Below are 25234 nucleotides of genomic sequence, written 5' to 3'. Positions count from 1 at the left end.
CGCGGTTACGGCTGGTAGCGGATGTCAGCGTCGACGCTGCTACCGCCGGCCTTGCCATCCTTGCCCAGGCTGACCAGCTCATACGGCTGGCCTTCGCCCGGTGCGCGGTATTCCAGGGCGTGGCCCCACGGGTCGTTCAGGTCGGCCGGCTTGGCGTACGGGCCGAGCCAGCCGCCAACACCGGCCGGTGCGGTCACCAGGTCATTGAGCGAGCCGGGCAGCTTGCCGGTGTCGATCTGGTAGTTGTCGATCTTGGACGCCACGGTCTGCACCTGCGCCTTGGCGATGTTGGCCTTGCCACGGTCGGCACCGCCCAGTACGCGGCTGGCGACCAGGGTCAGCACCGCGCCGATCAGCACGATGACGATGATGATTTCCAGCAGGCTCATGCCCGACTGGTTGCGCGCGGCGGTGAAGGAAAGGCGGATCGGTCGGCGACGGGCAATCATGGACGGTCCTTTCAGTTGCGGAGTGTCGGGGTTGCAGGGAGTGCCATCGTCAACCGATGGCATTGGTCAGGTCGTACAGCGGCACCAGCACGGCCACGATCACCGCGCCCACCACCGAGGCCAGCACCAGGGTGATCGCCGGCACCATCGCCGCCAGCAGGCGGTCGATGCGCCGGGCACTATCCTGTTCGAAGGTGTCGGCGGCCTTCAGCAGCATGGTATCGAGGGCGCCGGATTCCTCGCCGACCTGGATCATCTGCAGGGCCAGGCGCGGGAAGCGCTTGCCGCGCGACAGTGCCAGCGACAGGCCGGCACCATTTTTCACTTCATCGGCGGCCGCTTCCACATCGGCGGCCAGCGCGCGGTTGCCCAGTACGTTGCGCGCGATGCCCAGTGCGCCCAGCAGGGGTACGCCGTTGCGCAGCAGGGTGCCCAGCGTGCGCGCCAGGCGCGCGGTCTCCAGTTCACCGACGAGACGGCCGATGCCACGGCGCTGCAGCAGCCAGCCATCCAGCGCCAGCCGGAACGCCGGTTGCCGCGCCTTGCGCTCGAAGAACAGCGCCAGCAGCGCCGGCACCACCAGCAGCAGCACCCACCAGTCGCGCACGAACAGGCCCAGCTGCAGCACCGCATTGGTGAACCACGGCAGCGCCACGTCCAGGCTCTCGTACATCTGCGCGAACTGCGGCACCACGTAGCCAAGCAGGAACAGCAGCGCACCGCCCACCACCACCAGCAGGATCGCCGGGTAGACCAGCGCGTTGATGACCTTGCCCTGCAGCGCGCGGCTGCGCTCCAGGTAGTCGGCCAGGCGTTGCAGGGTTTCATGCAGGCTGCCGCCGGCTTCGCCGGCGCGCACCATGTTCACGTAAAGGCGCGAGAACAGCCCATGCTGGCGTTCCAGCGCGGTGGACAGCGGTGCACCGCCGCGCACCACGTCGCGGATGTCGGTGATCGCGCGGCGCGATCGTTCGTCCTCGGGCAACCCCAGCAGGATCGACAGCGCGCGATCCAGCGGCTGGCCGGCACCGAGCAGGGTCGCCAGCTGCTGGGTGAACTGCAGCAGGGCGGCGCCCTGCAGGGGGCGCTGCTGCAGCAGGTTGCGCCAGCTGCGGCCGCCGATCGCGCCGGCGTCGGCCAGCTGCGTCTCCATCGGCAGGTGGCCCTGGTCCTGCAGGCGCGCGATCAGCTCGGCCTCGCTGGCCGCTTCCATCTGCCCGTCGAAGACCTCACCGTGCGGATTGAGCGCCTTGTAGCGGTAGTTCGGCATGTCAGCCCCTGCGTCCTGCGCGCATCAGCTTTCCTCGGTCACGCGCAGCACTTCCTCGATGGTGGTCTGTCCGCTCAGCGCCTTGGACAGGCCATCCTCGTACATGGTGCGCATGCCGGCTTCGCGGGCGATGCGCTCGATCTCGCCCATGCCATCGCGACGCATCACCGCACGCCGCAGCGCATCGTTCATCACCAGGAATTCCATGATGGTGGTACGCCCCAGGTAGCCCGTCGGCGCCAGCGCCGAGGGCTTCGGGCGGTAAAGGTGGATCGGTCCCTCCGGCTGCAGGCGGCGCAGCTCGAAGCGTTCGATCTCCTCTGGCGAGGCTGCGTAGCGTTCGGCATGGGTGGGCTCCAGCCGGCGCACCAGGCGCTGGGCCAGGATGCCGTTGATGGTCGAGGTGAGCAGGTAATCCTCCACGCCCATGTCGAGCAGGCGGGTGATGCCACCGGCCGCATTGTTGGTGTGCAGGGTGGACAGCACCAGGTGGCCGGTCAGTGCCGACTGGATGGCGATGCGCGCGGTTTCCAGGTCGCGCATTTCACCGATCATGATGATGTCCGGATCCTGGCGGACGATGCTGCGCAGCGCGTTGGCGAAATCCAGGCCGATCTGCGGCTTGGCCTGGATCTGGTTGATGCCCTCGATCTGGTACTCGACCGGATCTTCCACCGTGATGATCTTGACGTCGGCGGTGTTGAGCTGGCTCAGCGCGGTGTACAGCGTGGTGGTCTTGCCCGAGCCGGTCGGCCCGGTCACCAGCAGGATGCCGTGCGGCTGTTCCAGCACCTTGCGGAACTGCGGCAGGAAGGCGTCGGTGAAGCCGAGCCGGTGGAAATCGAAGACCACCGTTTCGCGGTCCAGCAGGCGCATCACCACGCTTTCGCCATGCGCGGTAGGCACGGTACTCACGCGCAGGTCCAGCTCCTTGCCCTGCACGCGCAGCATGATGCGGCCGTCCTGCGGCAGGCGGCGCTCGGCGATGTTGAGCCGGGCCATGATCTTGATGCGGCTGATCACCGCGGCGGTGAGATTGGCCGGCGGGCTCTCGCCCTCCACCAGCACGCCATCAACCCGGTAGCGGACTTTCAACCGGCTCTCGAACGGTTCGACATGGATATCCGAAGCGCGCAGTTCCACCGCACGCTGGATCACCAGGTTGACCAGACGGATCACCGGCGCTTCCGAAGCGAGGTCGCGCAGGTGCTCGATATCGTCGACCGCGCCGCCTTCGCCATCGGCGGTTTCCACGATCGCGCCCATCGCGCTGCGGCCCTGGCCGAACCAGCGCTCGACCAGGTCATCGATCTCCGCGCGCATGCCCAGCACCGGTGTCACCGGAACCCCCAGCGCCAACTGCACGGCCTGCTGCGGATAGGCATCGTGGGCATCGGCCAGCCACAGACGCACCCCGTGTTCATTCAACTCCAGCGGGCACACATGGAACTGCTTCAGGAAACGCAGCGACAGCGGTAGCCCTTCGGCCAGCGCCTGCGGCGGGGCCTCCGGCACCTGCTTGCCCTCCAGCAGCGGCAGGCCCAGCACCTCGGCGCTGGCCTGTGCCTGGTCGCGTTCAGACACCAGGCCCAGGCGCACCAGCAGGCCCAGCAGGCTGCCGCCGGCCTCGGCGTGCAGCGGCCGCGCGCGCGCCAGGTCTCCTTCCTTGAGCCGGCCGCGTGCCAGCAGCGCATCCAGGATGCGGCCTTCGGCATCGTCGGTAACGGTTGCAGCGAGCGCGTTCACGTGACTCTCCTGTCAATCGGACCGACTTTAGCAGTTAAGCCATGATTTCCGCCGCCCTGCCGCCAGCTTTCGTAAAAAGACGAAGCCCGTCACACAGGATGACGGGCCTCGGCCGTTCAACTACGACACGACAGGTTTACTGCGTGGCGAGGATGCTGACGCCGTTGTAGGCCGCTTCGCCCACCACCTTGATGTAGTAGGTGCCTGCCACCGGCTTGTTCACCCGTACCGTTTCGGACGTGCCGGGACGGGTCGACTTGCCATCGTTGTCGCTGGCGCTCGGCTCGCGTCCCTGGGCGATGTAGACCGACACGTTGCCGGTGCCACCGTAGGTGATCACGCTGAACTGCTTGCCAGCGGCTGCCTCGAAGCTGTACAGGCGGCTGCTGCCGGCCGTACCGTTCAGGCCCCCCACCGCGGCCTTGTTGGTCAGCGGCGTCGCCACCGGCCCGCAGTTCTCGGTGCACGGCTCTTCCAGTGCCTTGGCCAGCGCCGCCTTGGCATCGACGATGCCGGTGCCGATCGGGGTGGCGGCCGGAATGCTGACCGGGAACGGGCGCGCGGTTTCCTTCAGCAGCGTGCGCATCGCGGCGGGGGCCAGCGGATCCTTGCCCTTGGCGATCAGCGCGCTCTGCACCAGTGCAGCGACGGCAGCCACGTGAGGCGAGGCCATCGACGTGCCGCCCATGCCCATGTAGCTGTAGCTGCCCGACTCCGGCGTGGTGGCCGCATCGGAACCGGACTGCCAGACGTAGCCGCCGGGATTGCCATCGACGCTGCCACCACCACCCGGACCGGACAGGTCCACGCGGGTGCCGTAGTTGGAGTAGTAGGTGATGCCGCCGGTGATGCGGGTGGCACCGACGGTCACCACGCCGTCGCAACTGGCCGGACGGTACTTGGAAGCGTTGTCGGTCTCGTTGCCGGCCGCCACGACCACGGTGGTGCCACGCGAGATCGCGCCATTGATCGCATCCTGGTAGGTTCCGTCACAGCTGCCGCTTCCACCCAGGCTCATGTTGATGATCTCGGCCGGGTTGGCATTGGCGGGCACGCCCGCCACGGTGCCGCCGGAGGCCCAGGTGATGGCGTCGGCGATATCGGAGAGGTAGCCACCGCACTTGCCGAGCACGCGGACCGGCAGCACCTTCGCCTTGTGCGCGACACCGGCCATGCCGACGCCGTTGTTGGTCTGCTCGGCCACGGTGCCGGCCACATGGGTACCGTGCCAGGAGCTGTCCTCCGCGACGGAGCCGGTGTAGCACTCATTGTCGTTCTCGACCCAGTCGCCATAGTCCTGCGCGCCCGGCACGCGATCGTTGGTGGCACGGCGCGACGTCTCGGCATCGCTGATGAAGTCGTAGCCTTCCAGCAGGTTGCCGACCAGGTCCGGGTGCTGCGGCAGGATGCCGGTGTCGAGCACGGCCACCACCACGCCCTCGCCCTGCGATACATCCCACGCCGACGGTGCGTTGATGCCACCGGTGGCGTTGTGCAGGTGCCACTGGTACTGCTGGTAGTACGGATCGTTCGGCGCCAGCGCCGGCTGCACGTCACCGGCGCGCAGCTCGGTGCGGCGCAGCTTCACGTCGGCTTCGGCGTACTGCACGGCCGGGTCGGCCTTCAGTTCCTTCAGCACGCGCTGCAGTTCCGCAGGCGCCAGGCGCCCCTGCAGGCGGATCAGGTCGGCACCGACGCCGAGCCTGCGCACGACCTGCGGGCCCAGCGTGCTGGCGCGGGCGGTGCCACCGGACAGGCTGGCGCGGGTCAGCGCGGACTGCACGGTGGACAGCTTGGCCGAACGGTCGCCCGCCGCAGCGGTGCCGGCACGATACTTGACGATGATGCGCTCGGCGCCCGGCTCGGCGGTGCTGGCCTGGCGCACCGGTTCACGGGTCGGCAACCCGGCGGCGTGGACGGCACCCACCGCGGTCATCGACAGCACGGCGGCGGCAAGCACATTGATGCGAAGGTTCTGCTTCTTGATCACGTCGAAATTCCTCTTCTGGGTCATGGATCGAACCAACACTGCGGCCATCATTCCTTGACGACTCCCGGCCGGCCCAGCCGGGATTGCCGTGACCTCCCCCCAGGCCCTGATTGCAGGTTTGGCGCCGGCGTGGGTGGCCGCCGGCGCAGTGGTTTGGCTTACCAGCCGAAGCCGGCACCAACGCCGACCGAGCTGTCGTCACTGCTGAAGGCACCGCCGAAGGTGACCGTGGCGCGATCGCTGATCGCACGCTGGTAGCCCAGCGACAACGCCGACTCGCCGCCCTGGAAACCGATGCCGACGCCGACCCGGTTCTGGGTGCGGATACCGGCGGCACTGGTGGCCATGTTGAGCATCGCCGCACTCATCGCGCCCTGGCGGTCGATGCGACGATCCATGTGGCGCAGGCGCCCGTCGATCTCGCCCTTGAACACATCGAAGCTGTCGGCGACGGCCTGCACGCGGCTGTCGGTGTAGCTGTTGGCGGTGGCCATGCCACGATCCAGCTGGCCCTTGTTGACAGCGTCGGTGGCGGTGGTGCCGGCGGCGACGTTGGTGACCTGGCGTTCGTTGCCTTCGCTGCCCACCGACACCGTATTGGCACGATCGGCGACCGAGCCCTGGCCCAAAGCCACCGCGTTGGCAGCCGTGGCACTGGCACCCTGGCCGATGGCGGTGGACGAGGCGCCACTGGCCACTGCGCCCTCACCCATGGCGACGGCATTGAAGCCCGTGGCCGGGGTGCCAACCGGAATCCCGGCACCGGCGGCGGCGGCAGTCGGCGTGCCCTGCACGCGTGCGGTGCTGGCCGGTGCTGCATCGGCGGTGGCCGGTGCGTCGGCGACGCTGGCCAGCAGGCTTTCATCCAGCGAGGCACTCATCGAACGCAGGCTTGCCGTTCCCGAACGCGTGCCTCCGGCGGTGCGGCGATCGATCTCGCTGACCTTGCGGTCCAGCGCACCGAGCGCATCGCCGACGTTGCTGTAGGTGGCGCCCTGGATCACGTAGTTCGGCGCCACGAACACACCCTGCATGCCGACGCTGGCGCCACCGCCGAGGAAGCTGGCGGCATCACTGAGCGACTGGAACAACTGCCCGCCATTGATCGCCTGGCGGCTGCCGGCGGCGATGCTGCCGGCACCGACGTTGTCGATGGTGGTGCCCTGGAAGCCGGACAGGGTCAGGCGATCACGGCTGGCGTCGTCATAGCCGACTGCGCTGGCCGCCGTGGTCTCGACCGTCGCGATACGCGAATCGAAATCACCCACGCGGGTTTCCACTGCGCCCACGCGCTGGTTGGTGACGTTGAGCTGGGAGCCGGTGACCGCATCGGTGCTGCCGGCGGCGATGCGGCCGTCGGCCACATTGACGATCCGCCGCGTGGCCGGGCCGGCGGTGCCGTTGCCACCGCCGACCGAGACCACGTTGGCCTCCAGCGCACGCGAACCGGCACCCAATGCCACTGAGTTGTTGCCGCTGGCGCCGCTGTTGGCGCCCAGTGCCAGCGCCGCGTTGCCGATGGCCGTGGCACCACTGCCCAGCGCATTGCTGCGGCTTCCACTGGCGTTGGCGTTGCCGCCGATGGCCACGGCATCCGTGCCGGTGGCACTGGCGGTACCCGAACCGTTGGCCTTGAAGCGTTGGCCGACCGCATCGGCGGTGGCGGCCACTGCATCCAGCTGGCCCTTGTTCACCGCATCGGTGGCCTGCGTACCGGCCGCGACATTGGTGAGCTGGCGGTTGATCGCGCTGTGGGTGACTCCGGCAGCATCGACCCACTCCTGTGCGGCACCCACCGACACTGTGTTGGCACGGTCGGCCAGCGAGCCCGCACCCAACGCGACGCTGTTGCCGGCGTCCTTGGTGGTCCAGGTATTGCTGCCGAGCACCGTCGCGTTGCTGGCCTGCGCGTAGCTGTTGTAACCGACCACGGTGGCGCCGTCTTCGGTAGCCCACGCCTCACTGCCGATGGCGGTGGTGAACCGGCCAGCACTGACGCTGGCGGCATCCTGTCCGGCCAGTGCATTGAAGCCGACCGCCACGCCGTTCAATCCGGTCGCGGCGTTGTTGCCCAGAGCGGTGCCGTACTCGCCAGCCTTGGCCTGCACGCCGAAGCCGGCGCCGGCGATCTGCGCAATGGTGCCCTGGCCCACCGCCGTGGACACGTCGGCGGCCTGCGCGGCACTGCCTATCGCGGTGCCGAAGAAGCCGGCGCTGGCGCCTGCACCAAACGCCGTGGCACGCCAGCCATTGGCCTGTGCGAAGTTGCCGACTGCAGTAGTTTCGCGACCATCGGCGATCGCGCCGTAGCCCACTGCGGTGGCCGCCAGGCCGGCGGCCTCGGCCATGCCGCCGACAGCGGTCGCCCCGATGCCCTGCGACTGCGACTGCGCGCCGATCGCAATGCTGGCGGCGCCGCCGCTGCTGCTCTGTGCACCCAGCGCTACGGCACCGCCTGCGGTGCTGCTGGCACCGCTGCCGATCGCCACACCCTGCTCGGCCGTGGCCAGTGCGTCAACGCCGACCGCCGTGGCATTGGCCGCGACCACCGTTGCGCCGCTGCCCAATGCGGTGGTGCCGTTGCCAATCGCATTGGCCGCATTGCCAGCGGCGAGCGCGTCGTCGCCCTCCACCCGTGCACCGGCTTCGCCATCGGCGTTGCCGCTGGCCTGGAACTGCCGGCCAGTCCTATCGGCAACGCTGGCAACCGCGTCCAGCTGGCCCTTGTTCACCGCGTCGGTGGCCTCGGTGCCGGCTGCCACATGCGTCACCTGGCGCTCACCGCCCGCGGTGCCCACGGCCACGGTATTGTCGCGCTCGGCCTTGGAGCCGGCGCCCAGCGCCACGCTGTTCAACCCACTGGCGGTGGCACTGGCGCCCAGTGCCGTGCCATCTGCGGCATCCGCCCACGAATTCCAGCCGATCGCGGTGGCGTAATCTTCGGTCGCCCAGGCGCCGGCACCGAAGGCCGCCGCGCCGGTGCCGCTGGCACGCGACGGGATCAAGCCGAAGAAGGTGCTGCCACCAATGGCCACGCTCTCCTCGCCACTGGCCTCGCTGGACTGGCCCACGGCCACGGCACCGGTACCGGCTGCGGCGGCACCGAAGCCGACCGCGGTGGTGTTGGCCCCGCTGGCGGCCGAGCCGTAGCCCAACGCGGTGCCGAGGCGTCCGCTCGCTTCGGCATAGCCACCGACGGCGGTGGTGCCATCGGCAGAGGCGGCACTGCGGAAGCCACTGGCCAGTGCCTGCGTGCCACTGGCGTTGGATTCGGTGCCGGTCGCGGTGCTGTACGCACCACTGGCCTGCGCACGCGCCCCTACCGCGCTGGCGCCGAGCTCGCTGGCGCTGGCGCCGGTACCGAGCGCAAGGCTGTCTTCGCCGGTGGCCTGTGCGGTACTGCCCAGTGCTGCGGCGTTGTTGCCGGTGGCCAGCGCATCGATGCCGACCGCCGTGGCGTTGGCGGCCAGTGCATTGGCGCCGCTGCCGAGTGCGGTGGCACCGTTGCCGATGGCGTTGGCCGCATCACCGGCCGCCAGCGCGTTGTTACCCTCGACCAGGGCGCCGGTTTCACCCTCGGCGTTGCCACTGGCCTGGAACTGCCTGCTGGTTTTCTCCGCTGCTGCGGCTACGGCGTCAAGCTGGTTCTTGTTGACCGCATCATTGCCCTGCGTGCCATCGGCCACGTTGGTGATCTGGCGGGTGTTGCCAGCACCGCCTACCGACACGGTGTTGTCACGGTCCGCGATCGAATCGGCACCCAGCGCCACGCTGTTGGCAGCGCGCGATTCGGCGGCGTTGCCCAGTGCGGTGCTGTTGATGCCGCCGGACCAGGCGCCGCCACCGACGGCGGTGGAGTAATTGCCCGATGCTTCGGTGGCCAGCACGCCAAACAGCGAACCACCGACGGCGACGCTGTTGGTGCCGGTGGCCAGGCTACCCTGGCCGGTGGCGGTGCTGTAGGCACCCGACGCCTCGGAGTCGCCGCCCAGCGCCACGCTGTTGGAACCGGTGGCACTGGCGAAGTTGCCGAAGGCGGTGGCGTTGAACGCCGATGCCTGGGAATAGCCACCGATGGCGGTGCTGTAGCCACCGGTCGCTTCGGCGCCGATGCCGAACGCTGCCGACGCGGTGCCGCTGGCGACGCTCTCGCTGCCGACCGCGGTGGCGCCGCTGCCGCTGGCATTGCTGAAGTAGCCCACCGCCACGGCTTCCTCGCCGGAGGCTTCGGACAACACACCGTTGGCGGTACTGCCGGCACCACTGGCGATGCTGGCGGCACCGAACGCCGCGCTCTGCTCGCCGCTGGCTTCGCTTTCCGCACCCTGCGCGGTGGCGTACTCACCGGTCGCCTGTGCGTTGGCACCGACGGCGCTGGCGTTGGCGGCGCTGGCCAGCGCGTTGAGACCGATCGCCTGCGCGTTGTTGGCCAGCGCATTGGCACCACTGCCGAGTGCGGTGGCGCCGTTGCCGATGGCGTTGGCCGCATCACCGGCGGCCAGCGCGTTGTCACCGTCCACCAGCGCACCGGCCACGTCACCGCCGCTGCCACTGGCCTGGAAGAAGCGGCTGGTGGTGGTGGCGGTACTCGCCACCGCATCCAGCTGCGCCTTGTTCACCGCATCGGTGGCCTGGGTGCCAGCGGCGACGTTGGTGATCTGGCGCTCGTTGCCGGTGCTGCCGACCGACACGCTGCGGGCGCGGTTGGCAACCGAGCCGGCGCCGAGCGCGACAGCGTTGCTGGCGCTGGCGTTGCTGCCGGCCCCGAGCGCGATCGCGCTTTCACCACCGGCCACCGTGTTGGTGCCGATGGCAATGCTGTTGAGGCTGTTACCCAGCGCCTGGAAGCCCAGCGCCACGCTGTTGTCGCCATAGCCGAAGGCACCACGGCCGACTGCGGTTGAGCTGGCACCATTGGCCCAGCTGTTGTAGCCGATGGAGGTTGCGCCACTGCCGCTGGCCCATGCCGCGTTGCCGAACGCCGAGGCGTTGGTGGCGGTGGCCCATGCACCGGAACCGAAGGCGCTCGCACCACTGGCCGTGGCCCAGCTGTAGCCACCGACAGCGGTGCTGTCATCGCTGCTGGCGAAGGCGCTGTCACCGACCGCAACGGCATAGCTGCCGGTCGCACGCGACTTGCCGCCGGCCGCGAAGCTGTTGTCGCCGCTGGCCTTGGCGGCATTGCCGAACGCGCTGCTCACGGCACCGGTGGCCTGCGCACCGCTGCCGACCGCCGTGGCATCGGCAACCGCCGTGGTGCCCACCTGCTGCGCCTTTCCGTCGGCGCCGATGATCGGCTGGTTGTACTCGTCGTAGGCCTGTCCGAGGCCACCGATGGCAACACCACCGTTGCCGGTGGCGCTGCTGTTGCGACCCACCGCCACGCTGTCATCACCGATCGCTGACGCGGCAGCGCCATGTGCAACTGCACCAGCACCGATCGCGTTGCTCGAGGAGCCGGCCGCGACCGCACCTTCGCCCTCGGCGAACGCACCGGCATCACTGCCCGCTTCGGGCTGTGCCTGGAAGAAGCGCGCGGTGCCGTCGGCGGTGCTGGCCACCGCGTCGAGTTGGGCTTTGTTGACCGCATCGGTGGCTTCACTGCCCGCGGCAACGCTGGTGATCTGCCGCTCGTTGCCGGCACTGCCCACGGCCACGCTGTTGGCGCGCACCGCTTCGGAATTCGCGCCGAGCGCGACGCTGTTGGCACCACGTGCAGTGGCGTAGTAGCCCACCGCGGTGCTCTGCGCACCGCTGGCCCAGGTCTGCGCACCGAGCGCGCTGGCATTCTCACCCGGGGCATAGGCGAAGTAGCCCACGGCGGTGGATTCCACGCCGGATGCTTCGGTCAGGCTGCCGTTGGCCACCGCACGATCACCGCTGGCGATAGCGCCGGCGCCGACCGCGGTGGCGGCTTCGCCGCTGGCCTGGGTCTGCACGAAGAAGCCCAGGCCCGGAATCAGGTCGGCCGGGCCGCCGATGGCGACGCTGCTGCTACCAGTGGCGGTACTCTGCGTACCCATTGCGGTGGAGTAGTCGCCGATGGCATTGGCGACCGCACCGAATGCGGACGACTGCGCACCGGCGGCATACGCGCCAACGCCGTAGGACGACGCCGCAAATCCACTGGCTTCGGCACTGGCGCCCACTGCGGTGCCACCGACACCTGCGCTGGTCGCGCCGGTTTCCACCGGCACGCCGCCACTGGTGATCAGCGGATTGCCATCGGCATCCACCGCAGCACCACCGACGGCGACACTGCCCGGGCCGTTGGCCTGTGCGTTGTTGCCGAACGCGGCGCTGTTCTGGCCCGACGCCAGCGCGTTGTTGCCGACGGCGGTGGCGTTCTGCGCAACGGCCGTGGCGCCGGCACCCACGGCGGTGGTGCCGTTGCCGATGGCGTTGGCCGCCTCGCCGGCCGCCAGCGCCTCGTCACCTTCGGCCAGCGCGCCGGCGTCGCTGTTGCTGCTGCCAGTGGCCTGGAAACGCTTGGCCGTGGCATCGGCCACGGCGGCCACGTTCTTCAACTGGCCGACATTGACCGCGTCGGTATCTTCAGTGCCCGCAGCGACGCTGGTGATCTGCCGGGTCAGGCCATATTCGGCGGCGCCGACAGAGACGGTATCGACGCGGTCGGCCAGCGAGCCGGCGCCCAGCGCCACGCTGCCGGTGGCAACCGCCGCCGAGTTGGACCCCAGCGCGGTGCTGTACTCACCGACGGCGGTGCTGAACGCACCCACCGCGATTGATGCTTCATTGGCGGCAGTGGCGCCGCGGCCCAGTGCGGTACTGCCCGGGCCCATCGCCACGGCACCGCCACCCACGGCAGTGGCGCCATCGGCGGTGGCTTCGGACAGCGCACCCAGGGCGGTGGCCGCGCCATTCTCGCTTGCAGCGTAGGCACTGGCGCCGACGGCGGTGTCACCAAGACCGAACGCGGCAGCACTCTGCCCGACCACCACGCTGGCGTCACCGATTGCCAATGCGCCCTGGCCGAACGCGCTGGCGCCCAGGCCGGCGGCAATCGCCTGGGTACCGATGGCGGTGGTGGCATTGGCCAACGACTGCGCACCGGCGCCCGCTGCAACCGCGCCCTGCCCGTCGATCTTCGCCGCGTCGCTGTCATCACCTGCGCCATCGGCCTTGAAATAGCGGTTTCCATCTGCGGCGACATCCGCCAGCGCGGCCTGCGTGGCGCGCGCCTGCGCATCCAGCTGTGACTTGTTCACCGCATCGGTGGCCTGGGTACCAGCGGCCACGTTGGTGATCTGCCGTTCCTTGCCGGCGTCGCCGACGGACACGGTATTGGCCCGCGCTGCTTTGGAGCCAGCGCCCAGCGCCACGCTGTTGGCGGCGCTGGCATTGCTGTTGCTGCCGATCGCCACCGCGTTGCTGCCCTTGGCCGTGGCCGAGCCTTCGATCAGGCACTTTTCCAGCAGCTTGCCGCTGAATGCGACGCAGGTAGCGCTGCCGCCGATCTGCACTGACTGTGCAATGGCGGAACCGCTCATGCCCAATCCCAATACCAGGCCCAGTGCCACCGCCAACAGCGCGGGCGTGGCCTGTGTCGTATCACGGCGCTGGTCGACAACACCACCGCTGCTGTCGGAGGAGGCCAGTTCCGAGGCCACCACCAACTGACCCAATGCTTTGTTCCAGACCTTGCGATAAATCCGATTCATCGGTACGGCTCCTGATTGGACTGGTTTTGGGCAAAGCAACGCCACCGCCGGGCCTTGTGGCCCAACGTCCCCTGGGGGCGTTTATTCGCGTGATTTACTGCGGGGTATTGCCGAACGGCGCGCAGCGACAGAAAACCGAGCGCGTGCGCCGAGCGGTTACTGCGGAATGAATGGTTCTGAAACGGGGTTCAAGTGTTAACGGCAACTTTGCAGATCGTCAAGACTTTGACACGGCAAATGCTATTGCCGTGAAGCAGTTCACCATTTCACGTGTTTATAAAAGTATTTTGTTAGGTACACGTGACGGACCGCTGGCGCATGAAAACCGATGTAACTAGCGGGCGCGACAAGGGTTTCACGCGTGCAAAGAAAAACCCGCCGACGAAGCGGCGGGTTTTTCCATACGCGGTGGCATTGCGGCCTGCGCGGAACGATGCGATCAGCCGCACCACACCCGCGCGTTGCGGAACATGCGCATCCACGGCGAATCACCCTGCCATTCCGCCGGTGCCCAGCTCAGGTTGAGCGCGCGCGGGGTACGTTCCGGGTGCGGCATCATGATGGTGACGCGGCCGTCGCTGCTGGTCAGGCCGGTGATGCCGTCCGGCGAACCGTTCGGGTTCAGCGGGTACTGGCTGGCCACCTTGCCATTGCCATCGATGTAGCGCAGCGAGACACGTGCAGCAGCCTGGTCGACGGCATTGTCGAACACGGCCTGGCCTTCACCATGCGCCACCGCCACCTGCAGGCGCGAGCCGGCCATGCCACGCAGCAGGATCGACGGCGATTCCACCACTTCCAGCAGCGCGGTGCGGGCTTCGAACTGCTCGCTGGCGTTGCGACGGAACTGCGGCCAGTGCTCGGCACCCGGAATGATGTTCTTCAGCTGGCTCATCATCTGGCAGCCGTTGCATACGCCCAGCGCGAAGCTGTCTTCGCGCGCGAAGAACGCGGCGAAGGCATCACGCAGTGCGCTGCGCTCCAGGATCGAGGTGGCCCAGCCACGGCCGGCACCGAGCACGTCGCCATAGCTGAAGCCACCACAGGCCACCAGGCCGGTGAAATCCTGCAGGGCCACGCGGCCTTCAATCAGGTCGCTCATGTGCACGTCGAAGGCACGGAAGCCGGCACGCTCGAAGGCGTTGGCCATTTCGATCTGGCCGTTGACGCCCTGCTCGCGCAGCACCGCCACGCGCGGACGCGCACCACTGCTGATGAACGGTGCCGCCACATCCTCGTTGAGGTCGAAGCTGAGCTTCGGCTTCAGGCCCGGTGCGTTGAAGGCACGCGCGATCTCGCGCTCGGCATCGGCATTGGCCGGGTTGTCGCGGCGCTTCTGCATCGCGTGGGTGACCGACCACCAGGCATCGAACAAGGCCTCCCAGCGCCACTCGGCCAGGTTCTCGCCGCCCAGCGACACGCGCACCACCGGTGCGGTGGTTGGCTTGGCGATGCGCTGCGCGCATTCGGTCAATGCATGGCGTTCAACCAGGTCGGCAAACGCTGCACGGTCTTCGCGCGCGATCTGCACCACCGCGCCCAGTTCTTCGTTGAACAGGCTGCGGAACGGATCGTCACCCCAGGCATCGAGGGCGATGTCCAGGCCCAGGCGCGAGGTGAAGGCCATTTCGCACAGCGCGGCGAAAGCACCGCCGTCGCTGCGATCGTGATAGGCCAGCAGCAGGCCGGACTGGCGTGCATCGCGGATCAGCTCGAAGAAACCCCGCAGGCGCTGCGGATCGTCCAGGTCCGGGGCGGCACCGGCGAAGGCCGGCAGGTCGCCGTGGTCGGCATGCACCTGGGCCAGGATCGAACCCCCCAGGCGCTGCTTGCCGGCACCGAGGCCGATCAGCCACAGCTCGCTGTCCACCTCCCGGTCGAGCAGCGGGGTCAACTGCTGGCGCACGTCGGCGACCGGCGCGAACGCCGAGATCACCAGCGACACCGGCGACACGCTCTTGTGCGCTTCGCCCTGGTCGTGCCACTGCGCCTGCATCGACAGCGAGTCCTTGCCCACCGGGATGCTGATGTCCAGCTGCGGGCAGAGTTCCATGCCCACCGCCTTCACCGCGTCGTACAGCAGCGCGTCTTCGCCCGGGTGACCGGCCGCGGCCATCCAGTTCGCCGACAGCTTGATCTCATCCAGCGCATCGACCGGGGCCGCGCACAGGTTGGTCAGCGCTTCGCCCACCGCCATGCGTGCCGAAGCAGCGGCATCGAGCAGGGCCAGCGGGGTGCGCTCGCCGATCGACATCGCCTCACCGGCTACGCCGTCGAAGTCGGCCAGGGTGATTGCCACGTCGGCCACCGGCAGCTGCCACGGGCCGACCATCTGCTCGCGCGCGGTCAGGCCGCCGACGCTGCGATCACCGATGGTGACCAGGAAGTTCTTCGAGGCCACGGTCGGGTGCGCGAGCACGCGCAGGCCGGCTTCCTGCAGGTCCAGGCCACCGGTCTTCAGCGCCGGCCAGCGCGGTGCCGGCGGGTGCGCGGTATCGCGGTGCATCTTCGGCGGCTTGCCGAACAGCACGTCCATCGGCAGGTCGATCGGTGCATCGGCCGGGGTGTGGCCCGGCACGGCACCGTAGGCCACCACCAGATGTTCCTCGGCGGTGGCCACACCGACCGCAGCGAACGGGCAGCGCTCGCGGGCGCACAGCGCGGCGAACTCGGCCAGGCGTTCCTGGGCCACGCCCAGCACGTAGCGTTCCTGCGACTCGTTGCACCACAGCTGCATCGGCGACAGCGACGGATCATCGGTGGGCACCTTGCCCAGGTCGATGACACCACCGACGTTCGAGTCGTGCAGCAGTTCGGGGATGGCGTTGGACAGGCCACCGGCGCCGACGTCGTGGAAGAACTTGATCGGGTTGTTGGCGCCCATCGCCACGCAGCGGTCGATGACCTCCTGGCAGCGGCGCTCCATTTCCGGGTTGTCGCGCTGCACGCTGGCGAAGTCCAGGTCCTCGGCGCTTTCACCGGAGGCCACCGAACTGGCCGCACCGCCGCCCAGGCCGATCAGCATCGCCGGGCCACCCAGCACGATCACCGCATCACCGGCCTGCAGCGGGATCTTGTCGACCTGGACGCGGTCGATCGCGCCGAGGCCACCGGCCAGCATGATCGGCTTGTCGTACGCGCGCACCAGGTCGGCGCCTTCCGGCAGCTCGAAGCTGCGGAAGTAGCCGAGCAGGTTCGGGCGGCCGAACTCGTTGTTGAACGCGGCGCCGCCGAGCGGGCCGTCGGTCATGATTTCCAGCGCCGGTGCCATGCGCGGGTTCAGCGCGCGCGGCGCCTCCCACGGCTGCGGTAATTCCGGAATGCGCAGGTGCGAGACCGAGAAGCCGGTCAGGCCTGCCTTGGGCTTGCCGCCACGGCCGGTCGCGCCTTCGTCGCGGATCTCGCCACCCGCGCCGGTCGAAGCGCCCGGGAACGGTGCGATCGCGGTCGGGTGGTTGTGGGTTTCCACCTTGATCTGGAAGGCACTGGGCACCTGCGCTTCGCGGCGGTATTCGCCACTGGCCGGATCGGGACGGTAGCGCGACGCCGGATGGCCTTCGATCACTGCAGCGTTGTCGCTGTACGCGCTGAGCGTGTGCTGCGGGGTCTGCTGGTGGGTGTTCTTGATCATCCGGAACAGCGAGCGGTCCTGCTCCTGGCCGTCGATGGTCCAGCTGGCGTTGAAGATCTTGTGGCGGCAGTGCTCGGAATTGGCCTGCGCGAACATCATCAGTTCCACGTCCGACGGCGAGCGGCCCAGCGCGGTGAAGCGTTCACGCAGGTAGTCGATCTCGTCCTGGGCCATGGCCAGGCCGAGGCGCTGGTTGGCGGCCTCCAGCTGGTCCACCGGCACGCGTTCCAGCTCGCCACGCGCTGGCGCCGAGAACAGCGCCTGGCCCTGCTCCACGGTCTCCAGCACCGACTGCGTCATCGGGTCGTGCAGCGCCTTGACCAGCGCCTGCTGAGCGTCGGCATCGGCCGGCCAGCCCTGCACGTCGATGCGCAGGCCACGTTCGACCCGGCTGACCGGCTGGCCGGCACCGCGGACCAGTTCGGTGGCCTTGCTCGACCACGGCGACAGCGTGCCCAGGCGCGGCACCACGATGCGGCTGACTGCGCCTTCGGCCACGGCTTCGGCCTGCGGCGCCGCTTCGAGGATGCGGCACAGCGTGGTCAGGTCGGGGGCGGCGCTGCCTTCGGGCTGCACGAAGTAGACGTGCCAGGCGCCGCTGATGCGCAGGGAGGGAGCGATGGACTGCAGGCGGGATTCAAGACGTTCGCGGCGGAACGGCGACAGGGCGGGCGCGCCCTCGAGGACCATCATGTCCGGGGAACCGTAGTTGGGAAACGGGCCCGACATTGTACCGGAAGCGGGGGGTGGGCTTTGGCCGGGCGGCGCCCGGCACCCGCCGAGGCCACGGCCGAAGCAACGGCAACGGCCAAAGCAACAGCAAGAGCTGGCTTCTGTGAGCTTGCGGGGCGGTGGGAGCCAGCAGGACACGCCGTAAACCCATCCATGGGGGCTCGATGGCGCCATCCATGGCGCCAACGGTCCTGCTGGCTCCCACCACCCCGCCCCGACAGTTTCCCGCGATCTGCGGCCATGCGTGGACGCTTCCCGGTAGTGCCGGCCGCTGGCCGGCAACCAGGAAATGTCAGAAATCAGGCATTGAAGAGCGCAGCGACCGGCTTTTGCCCTTGTTTTTTTCTTCTGTCTTTCGTGGCTGGCCGCGCAGGAACCTGTCCGTGGCCGGGCGGGTGGGCTGCGCAGGGGCGTGAGCCGCATGGATGCGGCGACCGAGCTTACATGGACGTACTTGCAGCGCCCCCTGCGCAGCCCACCCGCCCGGCCAACCCCCAGAAATCCGCTGTTCGCGGCAAGCCCCAGCCACGAGGGGGCTCCGCCGATGGCCGCCGACTGCGCGCCAGCGCCGCTTTCCGCCCAAATCGCCGAACCATGCGCTTGCTCACGGATTGACCACGCAATTGATGACAACGTTGTCCCCACCTGGTGCCGGACTCTCTCCCCGGCCTCCCAGGTGCCTCCGTCCGGCCCCTCCGTCGCCTTCCCGGGCGATGCCCGGACCTGCGTCACGCGCGGCGCCATCGGGGCCCGCGCGCCCTTTGATCGGAGACTCACCCATGTACGACCCGATTGTGCGCAGTGCCGAACGTTCGACCCGAAGCTGTCGTCCCCGCCGCCTGGCCTGGCTGCTTGCCTTGGCCGCCGGTGCCGCCGTCCTGCCCGGCCTGGCGCAGGCCGCCAGCTGTGCCGGGGTGGCCGAATGGGACCAGGCCAAGATCTACCGGGCCGGCGATACCCTGCAGAAAGGAGGCGTCCTCTATCGGGCGAACCAGGACATCTGGAACGCGCCGCCGGACCATCCGGCCGGCGCGCCCTACTACACCAACCTCGGTGCCTGCGATGGCAGCGGCACCAACCAGCCGCCGGTGGTCAGCCTGACCTCGCCGGCCAACGGCGCCACCTTCAGCGCCGGCAGCACGGTCAACGTGACCGCCACCGCCAGCGATCCGGACGGCAGCGTCGCCAAGGTCGAATTCTTCCGCGACGGCAGCACGCTCGGCGTGGCCACCAGTGCGCCGTATGCAGCCAGCTGGACCAACGCCAGCGCCGGCAGCCATACCGTGCGCGCGGTGGCCACTGACAACAACAATGCCACCGCCAGCACGGCGACGGTCACCATCACCGTCAACGCCGCCAGCGGCGACACCACCGCGCCGAGCGTGCCCGGCGGGCTGGCGGCCGGAACGCGCACTGCCAACAGCATCGCGCTCAGCTGGAGCCCATCCACCGACAACACCGGTGGCAGTGGCCTGGCCGGCTATGACGTGTACCGTAACGGAAGCCTGGTCGGTTCGCCGTCCAGTGCCAGCTATGTGGATGGGGGGCTGACCGCATCGACCACCTACCGTTACCGCGTGCGGGCGCGCGACAACGCCGGCAACGCGTCGGCGCAGGGCACCGAGATCAGCGCCACCACGCTGGCCGGTGACGGTGGCACCACCGGCAAGCGGGTCATCGGTTACTTCACCCAGTGGGGCATCTACGGCCGCAACTACCGGGTCAAGAACATCGACAGCAGCGGCTCGGCCGCGCGCCTGACCCACATCAATTACGCGTTCGGCAACGTGCGCAACAACCGCTGCGAAGTCGGCATCACCCAGCCGTCGGATCCGAACAGCGGTGCCGGTGGCGATGCCTTCGCCGACTACACCAAGGCCTTCAGTGCCGCCGAGAGTGTCAGCGGCAGCGCCGATACCTGGGACCAGCCGCTGCGCGGCAACTGGAACCAGCTCAAGCAGCTCAAGGCCAAGTACCCGAACCTGAAGGTACTGATCTCGCTGGGTGGCTGGACCTGGTCGCGCGGCTTCTCCAGCGCGGCGCGCCCGGAAAACCGTCAGGCCTTCGTTGCCTCGTGCATCGACGCCTACATCAAGGGCAACCTGCCGGTGACCGACGGTGCCGGCGGCGCCGGTGCGGCGCTGGGCGTGTTCGACGGCATCGACATCGACTGGGAATACCCGGTGGCCTGCGGCATCGAATGCGGCAAGCCGGAAGACAACGCCAACTTCACCGCGCTGATGGCCGAGTTCCGCCGCCAGCTCGATGCGGTGCGTCCGGGCCTGTTGCTGACGGTGGCGGTGGGTGCCGGCATCGACAAGATCCGCGTCACAGATCCGGCGGCGTACCACCCTTACCTGGACTACATCAACGTGATGACCTATGACTTCCACGGCGCGTGGGATGCGAAGACCAATCACCAGTCGGCGCTGTTCGATTCGCCGAATGATCCGTCCACCGGCGACCAGAAGCTGTACAACAGCAACGACGCCATCGAGGCCTTCATCAGCCGTGGCGTGCCCGCCGCCAAGCTCAACCTGGGCATCGGCTACTACGGGCGTGGCTGGACCGGCGTGGCCAATGCCAACAACGGCCTGTACCAGACCGCCAGCGGTGCTGCCCCGGGCACGTATGAAGCCGGCATCGAGGACTGGAAGGTGCTGAAGAACCTGGCGTGGCCGGGCTACACCGACAACACCGCCGGTGCCACCTGGATCTACAACGGCAGCACGCTGTGGAGCTTCGACACCCCGGCCAACATCACCCGCAAGATGGGTTACGTGAAGACCCAGGGCCTGGGCGGCGCGTTCGTCTGGGAGTTCAGCGGTGACGATGCGCAGGGCACGCTGACCAAGGCAGTCAGTGATGGCCTGAAATAAGGGAAAAGCCGGGGGCGCATTTTGCGCCCCCGGCCTCTGATCTGTAGAGCCGAGCCCATGCTCGGCTGATGTTTCCGCAGTCGAGCATGGCTCGACTCCACAATTCTGCGTCAGCGCTTGGCCGACAGCTTCTCCAACGCCGCACGCAGCTGTGCCGGCGGCAGGTAGCCGCCCAGCTGGGTGCCGTCCGGCGCGAAGATCGCCGGCGTACCATTCACGCCCAGCTGCTGGCCCAGCGCGTACTGCATCGCCACCGGATTGGTGCAGTTCCTGGCGGGAACGTTGCCGCCGCGCTTGGCGTTGGTCAGCGCCTGGCGACGATCCGCTGCACACCAGACCGAAATCATGTCGGTGTAGTCCTTGCTGCCCAGGCCCATGCGCGGGAACGCCAGGTACTCGACGGTGATGCCGTTGCGGTTGAGCTCGGCGATGTCCTGGTGCAGCTTGCGGCAGTAACCACACTCGATGTCGGTGAACACGCTGATGGTGTACTTGGCGTTCGGCGCGGCGAACACGATGCGATCGCCGTGGTTGGCCTTGGCCAGCAGGCCGCGGCGATAGCCGAGCAGGCCTTCGCTGTTGGCCGGGCCCTTGGCGCGGGTGTCGTAGGGCTGAGACTGGAACAGATAGCGGCCGTCATCGGACACATACAGAAGCTGGCCTGAAACGACGACCTCGCGGAAGCCAGGGAAAGGCGCGGCGCCAATGTAGTCCACCTGGAAACCGGGGTTCAACGCGGTCAGTGCGGCGCGTACCGCCTGGTCGGCTGGCGCATTCGCGGCCGGACTGGCCTTGGCCGCAGCGGCGGCGGGTGCCTTGGCGGCCGGCGGAGCCGGCTGGGCGCAGGCGGTCAGGCTGAGCGCACCGAACACGGCGGCGATGGCAAATCGGAGCATGGAGCGGTCCGCGACAGAAGAAGACCCCGGATTCTGACACAGCCGCCGGTACCGGGCGGCGACGCCCGGCAGCGCCCCGGGCAGCGATTCAGCCCGGCACTCAGCCACGCGGATGGTGGCGGGCGTGCAACTTCTGCAGGTGCTCGCGCGCTACCAGGGTGTAGATCTGGGTGGTCGACAATGAACTGTGGCCGAGCAGCATCTGCAGCGCGCGCAGGTCGGCACCGCGGTTGAGCAGATGGGTGGCGAAGCTGTGCCGCAGCCCATGCGGGCTGATCCGCGCCGGGTCGATGCCGGCCACCTGTGCGTGGCGCTTGACCAGATGCCAGAACGCCTGCCGGGTCAGCGCATGCAGCGTCGGTTCAATGAACAACGGGGCCTGCCCATCCGCCAGGGCATGCACCTTGCCCTTGCCGACCAGCTGCGGGCGCGACTGCTGCAGGTAACGCTCCAGCCAGTGCTGGGATTCCTCGCCCAGCGGCACCAGCCGTTCCTTGCTGCCCTTGCCGGTGACCCGCAGCACGCCCTGGCGAAGGTTGACCGCCGTGGCCGGCAGCAACACCAGCTCGCTCACGCGCAGGCCGGCGGCATACATCAGTTCCAGCATGGCGCGATCGCGCAGGCCCAGTGGGCTGTCGACATCCGGTGCTGCCAACAGCGCGTCGATCTGGCTCTCGGCCAGCGCCTTGGGCAGCAATCGTGGCAGCTTCGGCGGATCCAGCAGCGCACTCGGGTCCTCGCTGCGTTCGCCGCGGCGCACGCCATCGGCGAAGAACGCCCGCAACGCCGACAGCAGGCGCGCGTTGCTGCGCGGTGACCAGCCATGCCGGGTGCGCCAGGCCAGATAATCGAACAGCCCAGGACGCTCGATGCCGGCCAGGCCACCGTCGCGCCCATCCATCCAGCGCGCCAGCCCTTCCAGGTCACGCCGGTAACTGTCGAGGGTGGCACGGGCCAGGCCGTTCTCGGCCCAGATCGCATCGAGGAAGCGCTGGATGCGCACGCCGTCGTCGGCGCGAAGCTCGGGTAGTTGCTGGACCAGCTGGCGGCGTTCTGCGGGGGTGGAGACAAGGGCCATGCGTGCAGGATACGAGGGCCACTGCGGGCACGGCCAGCTTTGCGTATGCTCGGCGCATGTCCCGCCCTGCCACCGACACGGCCCCTGCGGCCGCTACCGAAATGCCCCGCCCACGTGCCTTGTTGGCCTGGCGCGTGCTGGCGATGGTCTACGACGCACTGCCGGTGCTGGCGCTGTGGATGCTGGCCGGCACGCTGTTCACCCTCGCCTACACCTTCAGCGGCCACGCGCAACGCGAGAACATCGCGCCGTTCAGTGCCTGGCAGTGGCTGCTGTGGGCGGTGTGCTGGGCGATCACGGGCTGGTACGCGACGGCCAGCTGGCGCCGCGGTGGACAGACCCTGGGCATGCGCCCGTGGCGGCTGACAGTGCGATCAATCGATGGCACGCCGTTGCGGCGCGGCCAGTTGTGGCTGCGCTTTGCGGTGGGCACGCTGTCCCTGCTGCTGGGCGGACTGGGATTCTGGTGGGCGTGGGTCGACCGCCAACGCCTGACCTGGCACGACCGCGCCAGCGGTACCCGCCTGGTGCGGATGCCGAAACGGTAAGGCGCTGTCTGTAGCGCCGAGCCCGTGCTCGGCTGCTTTCCGCACTGTACGTGACAGCCGAGCACAGGCTCGGCTCTACAACAACAACGAGGATCAGCCCGACTTGCGCCGGAACAGCAGTCCGGACACCGCCAGCATCACGATCGGCGGCAACGCGTAGGCAATGCGGTAATCGAACTTCAGCGCGCCGGCCATGCGGCCGAAGAACAGCTGCAGCAGCCAGAAGCCCAATGCGAACAGGATGCCCAGGAACAGGCGCTTGCCCATGCCGCCGCTGCGCAGCGACCCGAACGCGAACGGCACCGCCGCCAGGCACAGGGCCAGCACATTCACCGGGTAGAACCAGCGGCTCCAGTACACATCCTCGAAGTCGCGCGCATCCAGCCCGTTGCGCTGGCGGTAGGCAATGCTGGTGCTCAGCTCGGACACGCTGAGGTTACGCGGCTTGGCGATGCCGGTCGCCAGCGCGGCCGGGTCCAACTTCGAGTTCCAGGGTTCACGTGCCACTTCCTGACGGGTTGCCGAGCGCTCGCCAAAGGTGTCGCGGCGCACGCCGGTCAGCACCCAGCCGTCCTTGTCGTGCTCGGCGGTGGCGGCATGGGTCAACGAGGCGATCTGGCCATCCTCGGCGACCCGGTACAGGCGCACGTCGCGCAGGATCAACCGAGTTCCCTTGTCACCGACCAGCTGCTCCTCGCCGCTCTGCGCATTGAGGAAGGTATCGCCTTCGCGTGCCCACAGCCCGGAATAGCGGGTGGTCGAGATATCCAGCCCCCACTTGGCGCTGGTCTTCAGCGCATCGGCGCGGTCCTGGCCCCACGGCCCCAGCGTCTCGGCGCTGAGCACCATCACGGCGGTCAACAGCGACAGGGCGATCGCCACCGAGACGCTCAGGCGCTTGCGCGACAGGCCCAGGGCACGCAGCGCGGTCAGCTCCGAGGTCGCCGCCAGCTGCCCCAGGCCCATCAGTGCGCCGATCACCGCAGCGGTCGGGAAGAAGGTGTAGGCACGGCGCGGCACCGTGTACAGCACCCACGCGGCGGCATGGCCCAGGGTGTAGCCGTTCTTGCCGATGTCCTTGAATTCGCCGGAGAAGGCCATCACCACGTCCAGGCCCACCAGCACCGCCCAGGTCAGCAGCACGGTGGTGAACACCGACCGGCCCAGGTACAGGTCGAAACGCATCGGGCGCAGCCTCATGCGCGGGCTCCCTTCGGGCGGGCCAGGCGGCCATCACGTACATACATCCAGATCGCCAGCGCCAGCAGCGGCAGGGTCAGCCACCACAGGCCGAGCGCGGCCGGGATCTTGCCGTTGGCGATCCAGCCGCTGCCGATGAACATCAGGTTGGTGCCCACCATGTAGGCCAGCAGGGCCAGCATCATGCGGCCGTAGCGCTGCTGGCGCGGCGAGCTGCGGCCCAACGGCACGGTCAGCAGGGCGAATGCCAGCGCGATCAGCGGCGGTGCCAGCCGGCGATGCAGCTGCGCCTGCGCCTGCGGCCGCGCATCTCCGATCAACTGCAGGGTCGGCATCAGTTCGGGATCATCCTCGGTGCGGGTCTGTGCGCCATCGGGCAGGGCCACGTCGTTGCGGGCGAAGGTCGCCAGCCGGTAATCCAGCCCAGCGGCCACCGGGCCTTCCACCTGGTGGCCATCATCCAGCTCCAGGAAACGCTGGCGGGTGCCCTCGAAGTACATGCGGCCACTGTTGGCCGACACCACTTCCAGGCGATCGTCCTTCTGCCGCTGCATGAACACCTTGCCCAGCTCGGTGCCGTCAGGCGAGATCGAGGACAGGTAGACCACGCCGCCATTGGGCAGCGGCGTGAACCGGCCCGGCTCCAGGCCGGCCATCAGCACGCTGCGGTTGGCCTCGATGATCATCTGCTCGGCCACCCGGCCTGCCCACGGGCCCAGCCACAGCGAGCAGGCGCCGACCAGCAGCACCACCGGCACCACCAGCATCAGCAGCGGCCGCAGCAGTCGCTTGGGGCCGACACCAATGGCGGTGATGACCGCCATTTCCGAGTCGCGGTACAGCCGCGCCACGGCCAGCAGCAGGCCCAGCGTCAGTGCCAGCGGCAGGATCAGCGGCAGGTAGGCGATGAACTGCAGGCCCAGCTGGGAGAACAGCAGCTTGGCCGGCAGGCGTCCGTCGGCGATGTTGCCGAGGATGTCCACCAGCACGCCGCCCACGCTGACCACCAGCAGGACGATCAGGGTAGCCAGGAAACTCTGGACGAAATCGCCCAGCAGGTATCGGTCGAGCTTCAGCATGGGGCGGTGGTTTAAACTCTGGGGTTCGTTCGCGGTGCCGCCCAGTCTACTGTC

At 68.6% G+C, this 25234-nt stretch carries 12 protein-coding genes; 2 read left to right on the top strand and 10 right to left on the bottom strand.

Translation table 11 applies throughout. The features are described 5' to 3' along the window. Window positions 1-5: 5 nt before the first annotated feature. From gspG to purL, 6 genes are all read right to left on the bottom strand, one after another. Window positions 6-449, bottom strand: coding sequence for a type II secretion system major pseudopilin GspG (gspG, locus tag ACSYHF_RS02935; RefSeq protein WP_005415225.1), 444 nt, complete (start codon window positions 447-449; stop codon window positions 6-8). A gap of 49 nt (window positions 450-498) precedes the next feature. After that, entirely contained in the window at window positions 499-1719 is a 1221-nt protein-coding gene (gene xpsF / locus ACSYHF_RS02930) for a type II secretion system protein XpsF (RefSeq protein ID WP_005415224.1), read from the bottom strand. 24 nt (window positions 1720-1743) lie between these two features. Then, window positions 1744-3465, bottom strand: coding sequence for a type II secretion system ATPase GspE (gene gspE / locus ACSYHF_RS02925; RefSeq protein WP_053499707.1), 1722 nt, complete (start codon window positions 3463-3465; stop codon window positions 1744-1746). Window positions 3466-3601: 136 nt separating this feature from the next. Next, on the bottom strand, window positions 3602-5455 hold the full coding sequence (locus tag ACSYHF_RS02920; RefSeq protein WP_197599321.1) for a S8 family peptidase: 1854 nt from the start codon (window positions 5453-5455) through the stop codon (window positions 3602-3604). A gap of 158 nt (window positions 5456-5613) precedes the next feature. After that, the gene (locus ACSYHF_RS02915; protein WP_447576069.1) at window positions 5614-13137 is read right to left on the bottom strand and encodes an ESPR-type extended signal peptide-containing protein; all 7524 of its coding nucleotides are present in this window, start codon (window positions 13135-13137) and stop codon (window positions 5614-5616) included. Between the two features lie 439 nt (window positions 13138-13576). Next, complete coding sequence (gene purL, locus ACSYHF_RS02910) at window positions 13577-17461, bottom strand: phosphoribosylformylglycinamidine synthase (protein WP_138953198.1); 3885 nt, start codon at window positions 17459-17461, stop codon at window positions 13577-13579. Between the two features lie 818 nt (window positions 17462-18279). Here purL and ACSYHF_RS02905 point away from each other — a divergent pair. Beyond that, window positions 18280-20379 (top strand): glycosyl hydrolase family 18 protein, encoded by a 2100-nt coding sequence (locus tag ACSYHF_RS02905; protein ID WP_447576068.1) that lies wholly within the window; start codon window positions 18280-18282, stop codon window positions 20377-20379. A 110-nt stretch (window positions 20380-20489) separates the two neighbouring features. Here the strand turns inward: ACSYHF_RS02905 and ACSYHF_RS02900 are convergent, their stop codons facing one another. Next, on the bottom strand, window positions 20490-21275 hold the full coding sequence (locus tag ACSYHF_RS02900) for a thioredoxin fold domain-containing protein (RefSeq protein ID WP_154350214.1): 786 nt from the start codon (window positions 21273-21275) through the stop codon (window positions 20490-20492). A gap of 100 nt (window positions 21276-21375) precedes the next feature. Beyond that, complete coding sequence (gene xerD / locus ACSYHF_RS02895; protein ID WP_005415216.1) at window positions 21376-22353, bottom strand: site-specific tyrosine recombinase XerD; 978 nt, start codon at window positions 22351-22353, stop codon at window positions 21376-21378. Window positions 22354-22409: 56 nt separating this feature from the next. Here xerD and ACSYHF_RS02890 point away from each other — a divergent pair, with 56 nt between their 5' ends. Beyond that, complete coding sequence (locus ACSYHF_RS02890) at window positions 22410-22901, top strand: RDD family protein (RefSeq protein WP_065179146.1); 492 nt, start codon at window positions 22410-22412, stop codon at window positions 22899-22901. Window positions 22902-22994: 93 nt separating this feature from the next. Here ACSYHF_RS02890 and lptG read toward each other — a convergent pair whose 3' ends face one another. Both lptG and lptF read right to left on the bottom strand, forming a co-directional pair. Further along, window positions 22995-24101: an LPS export ABC transporter permease LptG gene (lptG, locus tag ACSYHF_RS02885; protein WP_005415214.1), complete on the bottom strand. Its 1107-nt coding sequence runs from the start codon at window positions 24099-24101 to the stop codon at window positions 22995-22997. Then, window positions 24098-25180 (bottom strand): LPS export ABC transporter permease LptF, encoded by a 1083-nt coding sequence (gene lptF / locus ACSYHF_RS02880; RefSeq protein WP_447576067.1) that lies wholly within the window; start codon window positions 25178-25180, stop codon window positions 24098-24100. The genes lptG and lptF overlap by 4 nt, the downstream gene beginning before the upstream one ends. Window positions 25181-25234: the final 54 nt, after the last annotated feature.

The sequence above is a fragment of the Stenotrophomonas maltophilia group sp. P373 genome (assembly GCF_053295075.1).
This window is presented reverse-complemented; position numbering and strand designations above follow the sequence as displayed.

Bases quoted from the DNA above. Each gene is read 5' to 3' on its own strand.
- xpsF (WP_005415224.1), bottom strand. From the start codon at position 1,719: ATGCCGAACTACCGCTACAAGGCGCTCAATCCGCACGGTGAGGTCTTC.
- gspG (WP_005415225.1), bottom strand. From the start codon at position 449: ATGATTGCCCGTCGCCGACCGATCCGCCTTTCCTTCACCGCCGCGCGC.
- xerD (WP_005415216.1), bottom strand. From the start codon at position 22,353: ATGGCCCTTGTCTCCACCCCCGCAGAACGCCGCCAGCTGGTCCAGCAA.
- purL (WP_138953198.1), bottom strand. From the start codon at position 17,461: ATGATGGTCCTCGAGGGCGCGCCCGCCCTGTCGCCGTTCCGCCGCGAA.
- ACSYHF_RS02905 (WP_447576068.1), top strand. From the start codon at position 18,280: ATGTACGACCCGATTGTGCGCAGTGCCGAACGTTCGACCCGAAGCTGT.
- ACSYHF_RS02915 (WP_447576069.1), bottom strand. From the start codon at position 13,137: ATGAATCGGATTTATCGCAAGGTCTGGAACAAAGCATTGGGTCAGTTG.
- ACSYHF_RS02900 (WP_154350214.1), bottom strand. From the start codon at position 21,275: ATGCTCCGATTTGCCATCGCCGCCGTGTTCGGTGCGCTCAGCCTGACC.
- lptG (WP_005415214.1), bottom strand. From the start codon at position 24,101: ATGAGGCTGCGCCCGATGCGTTTCGACCTGTACCTGGGCCGGTCGGTG.
- lptF (WP_447576067.1), bottom strand. From the start codon at position 25,180: ATGCTGAAGCTCGACCGATACCTGCTGGGCGATTTCGTCCAGAGTTTC.
- ACSYHF_RS02890 (WP_065179146.1), top strand. From the start codon at position 22,410: ATGTCCCGCCCTGCCACCGACACGGCCCCTGCGGCCGCTACCGAAATG.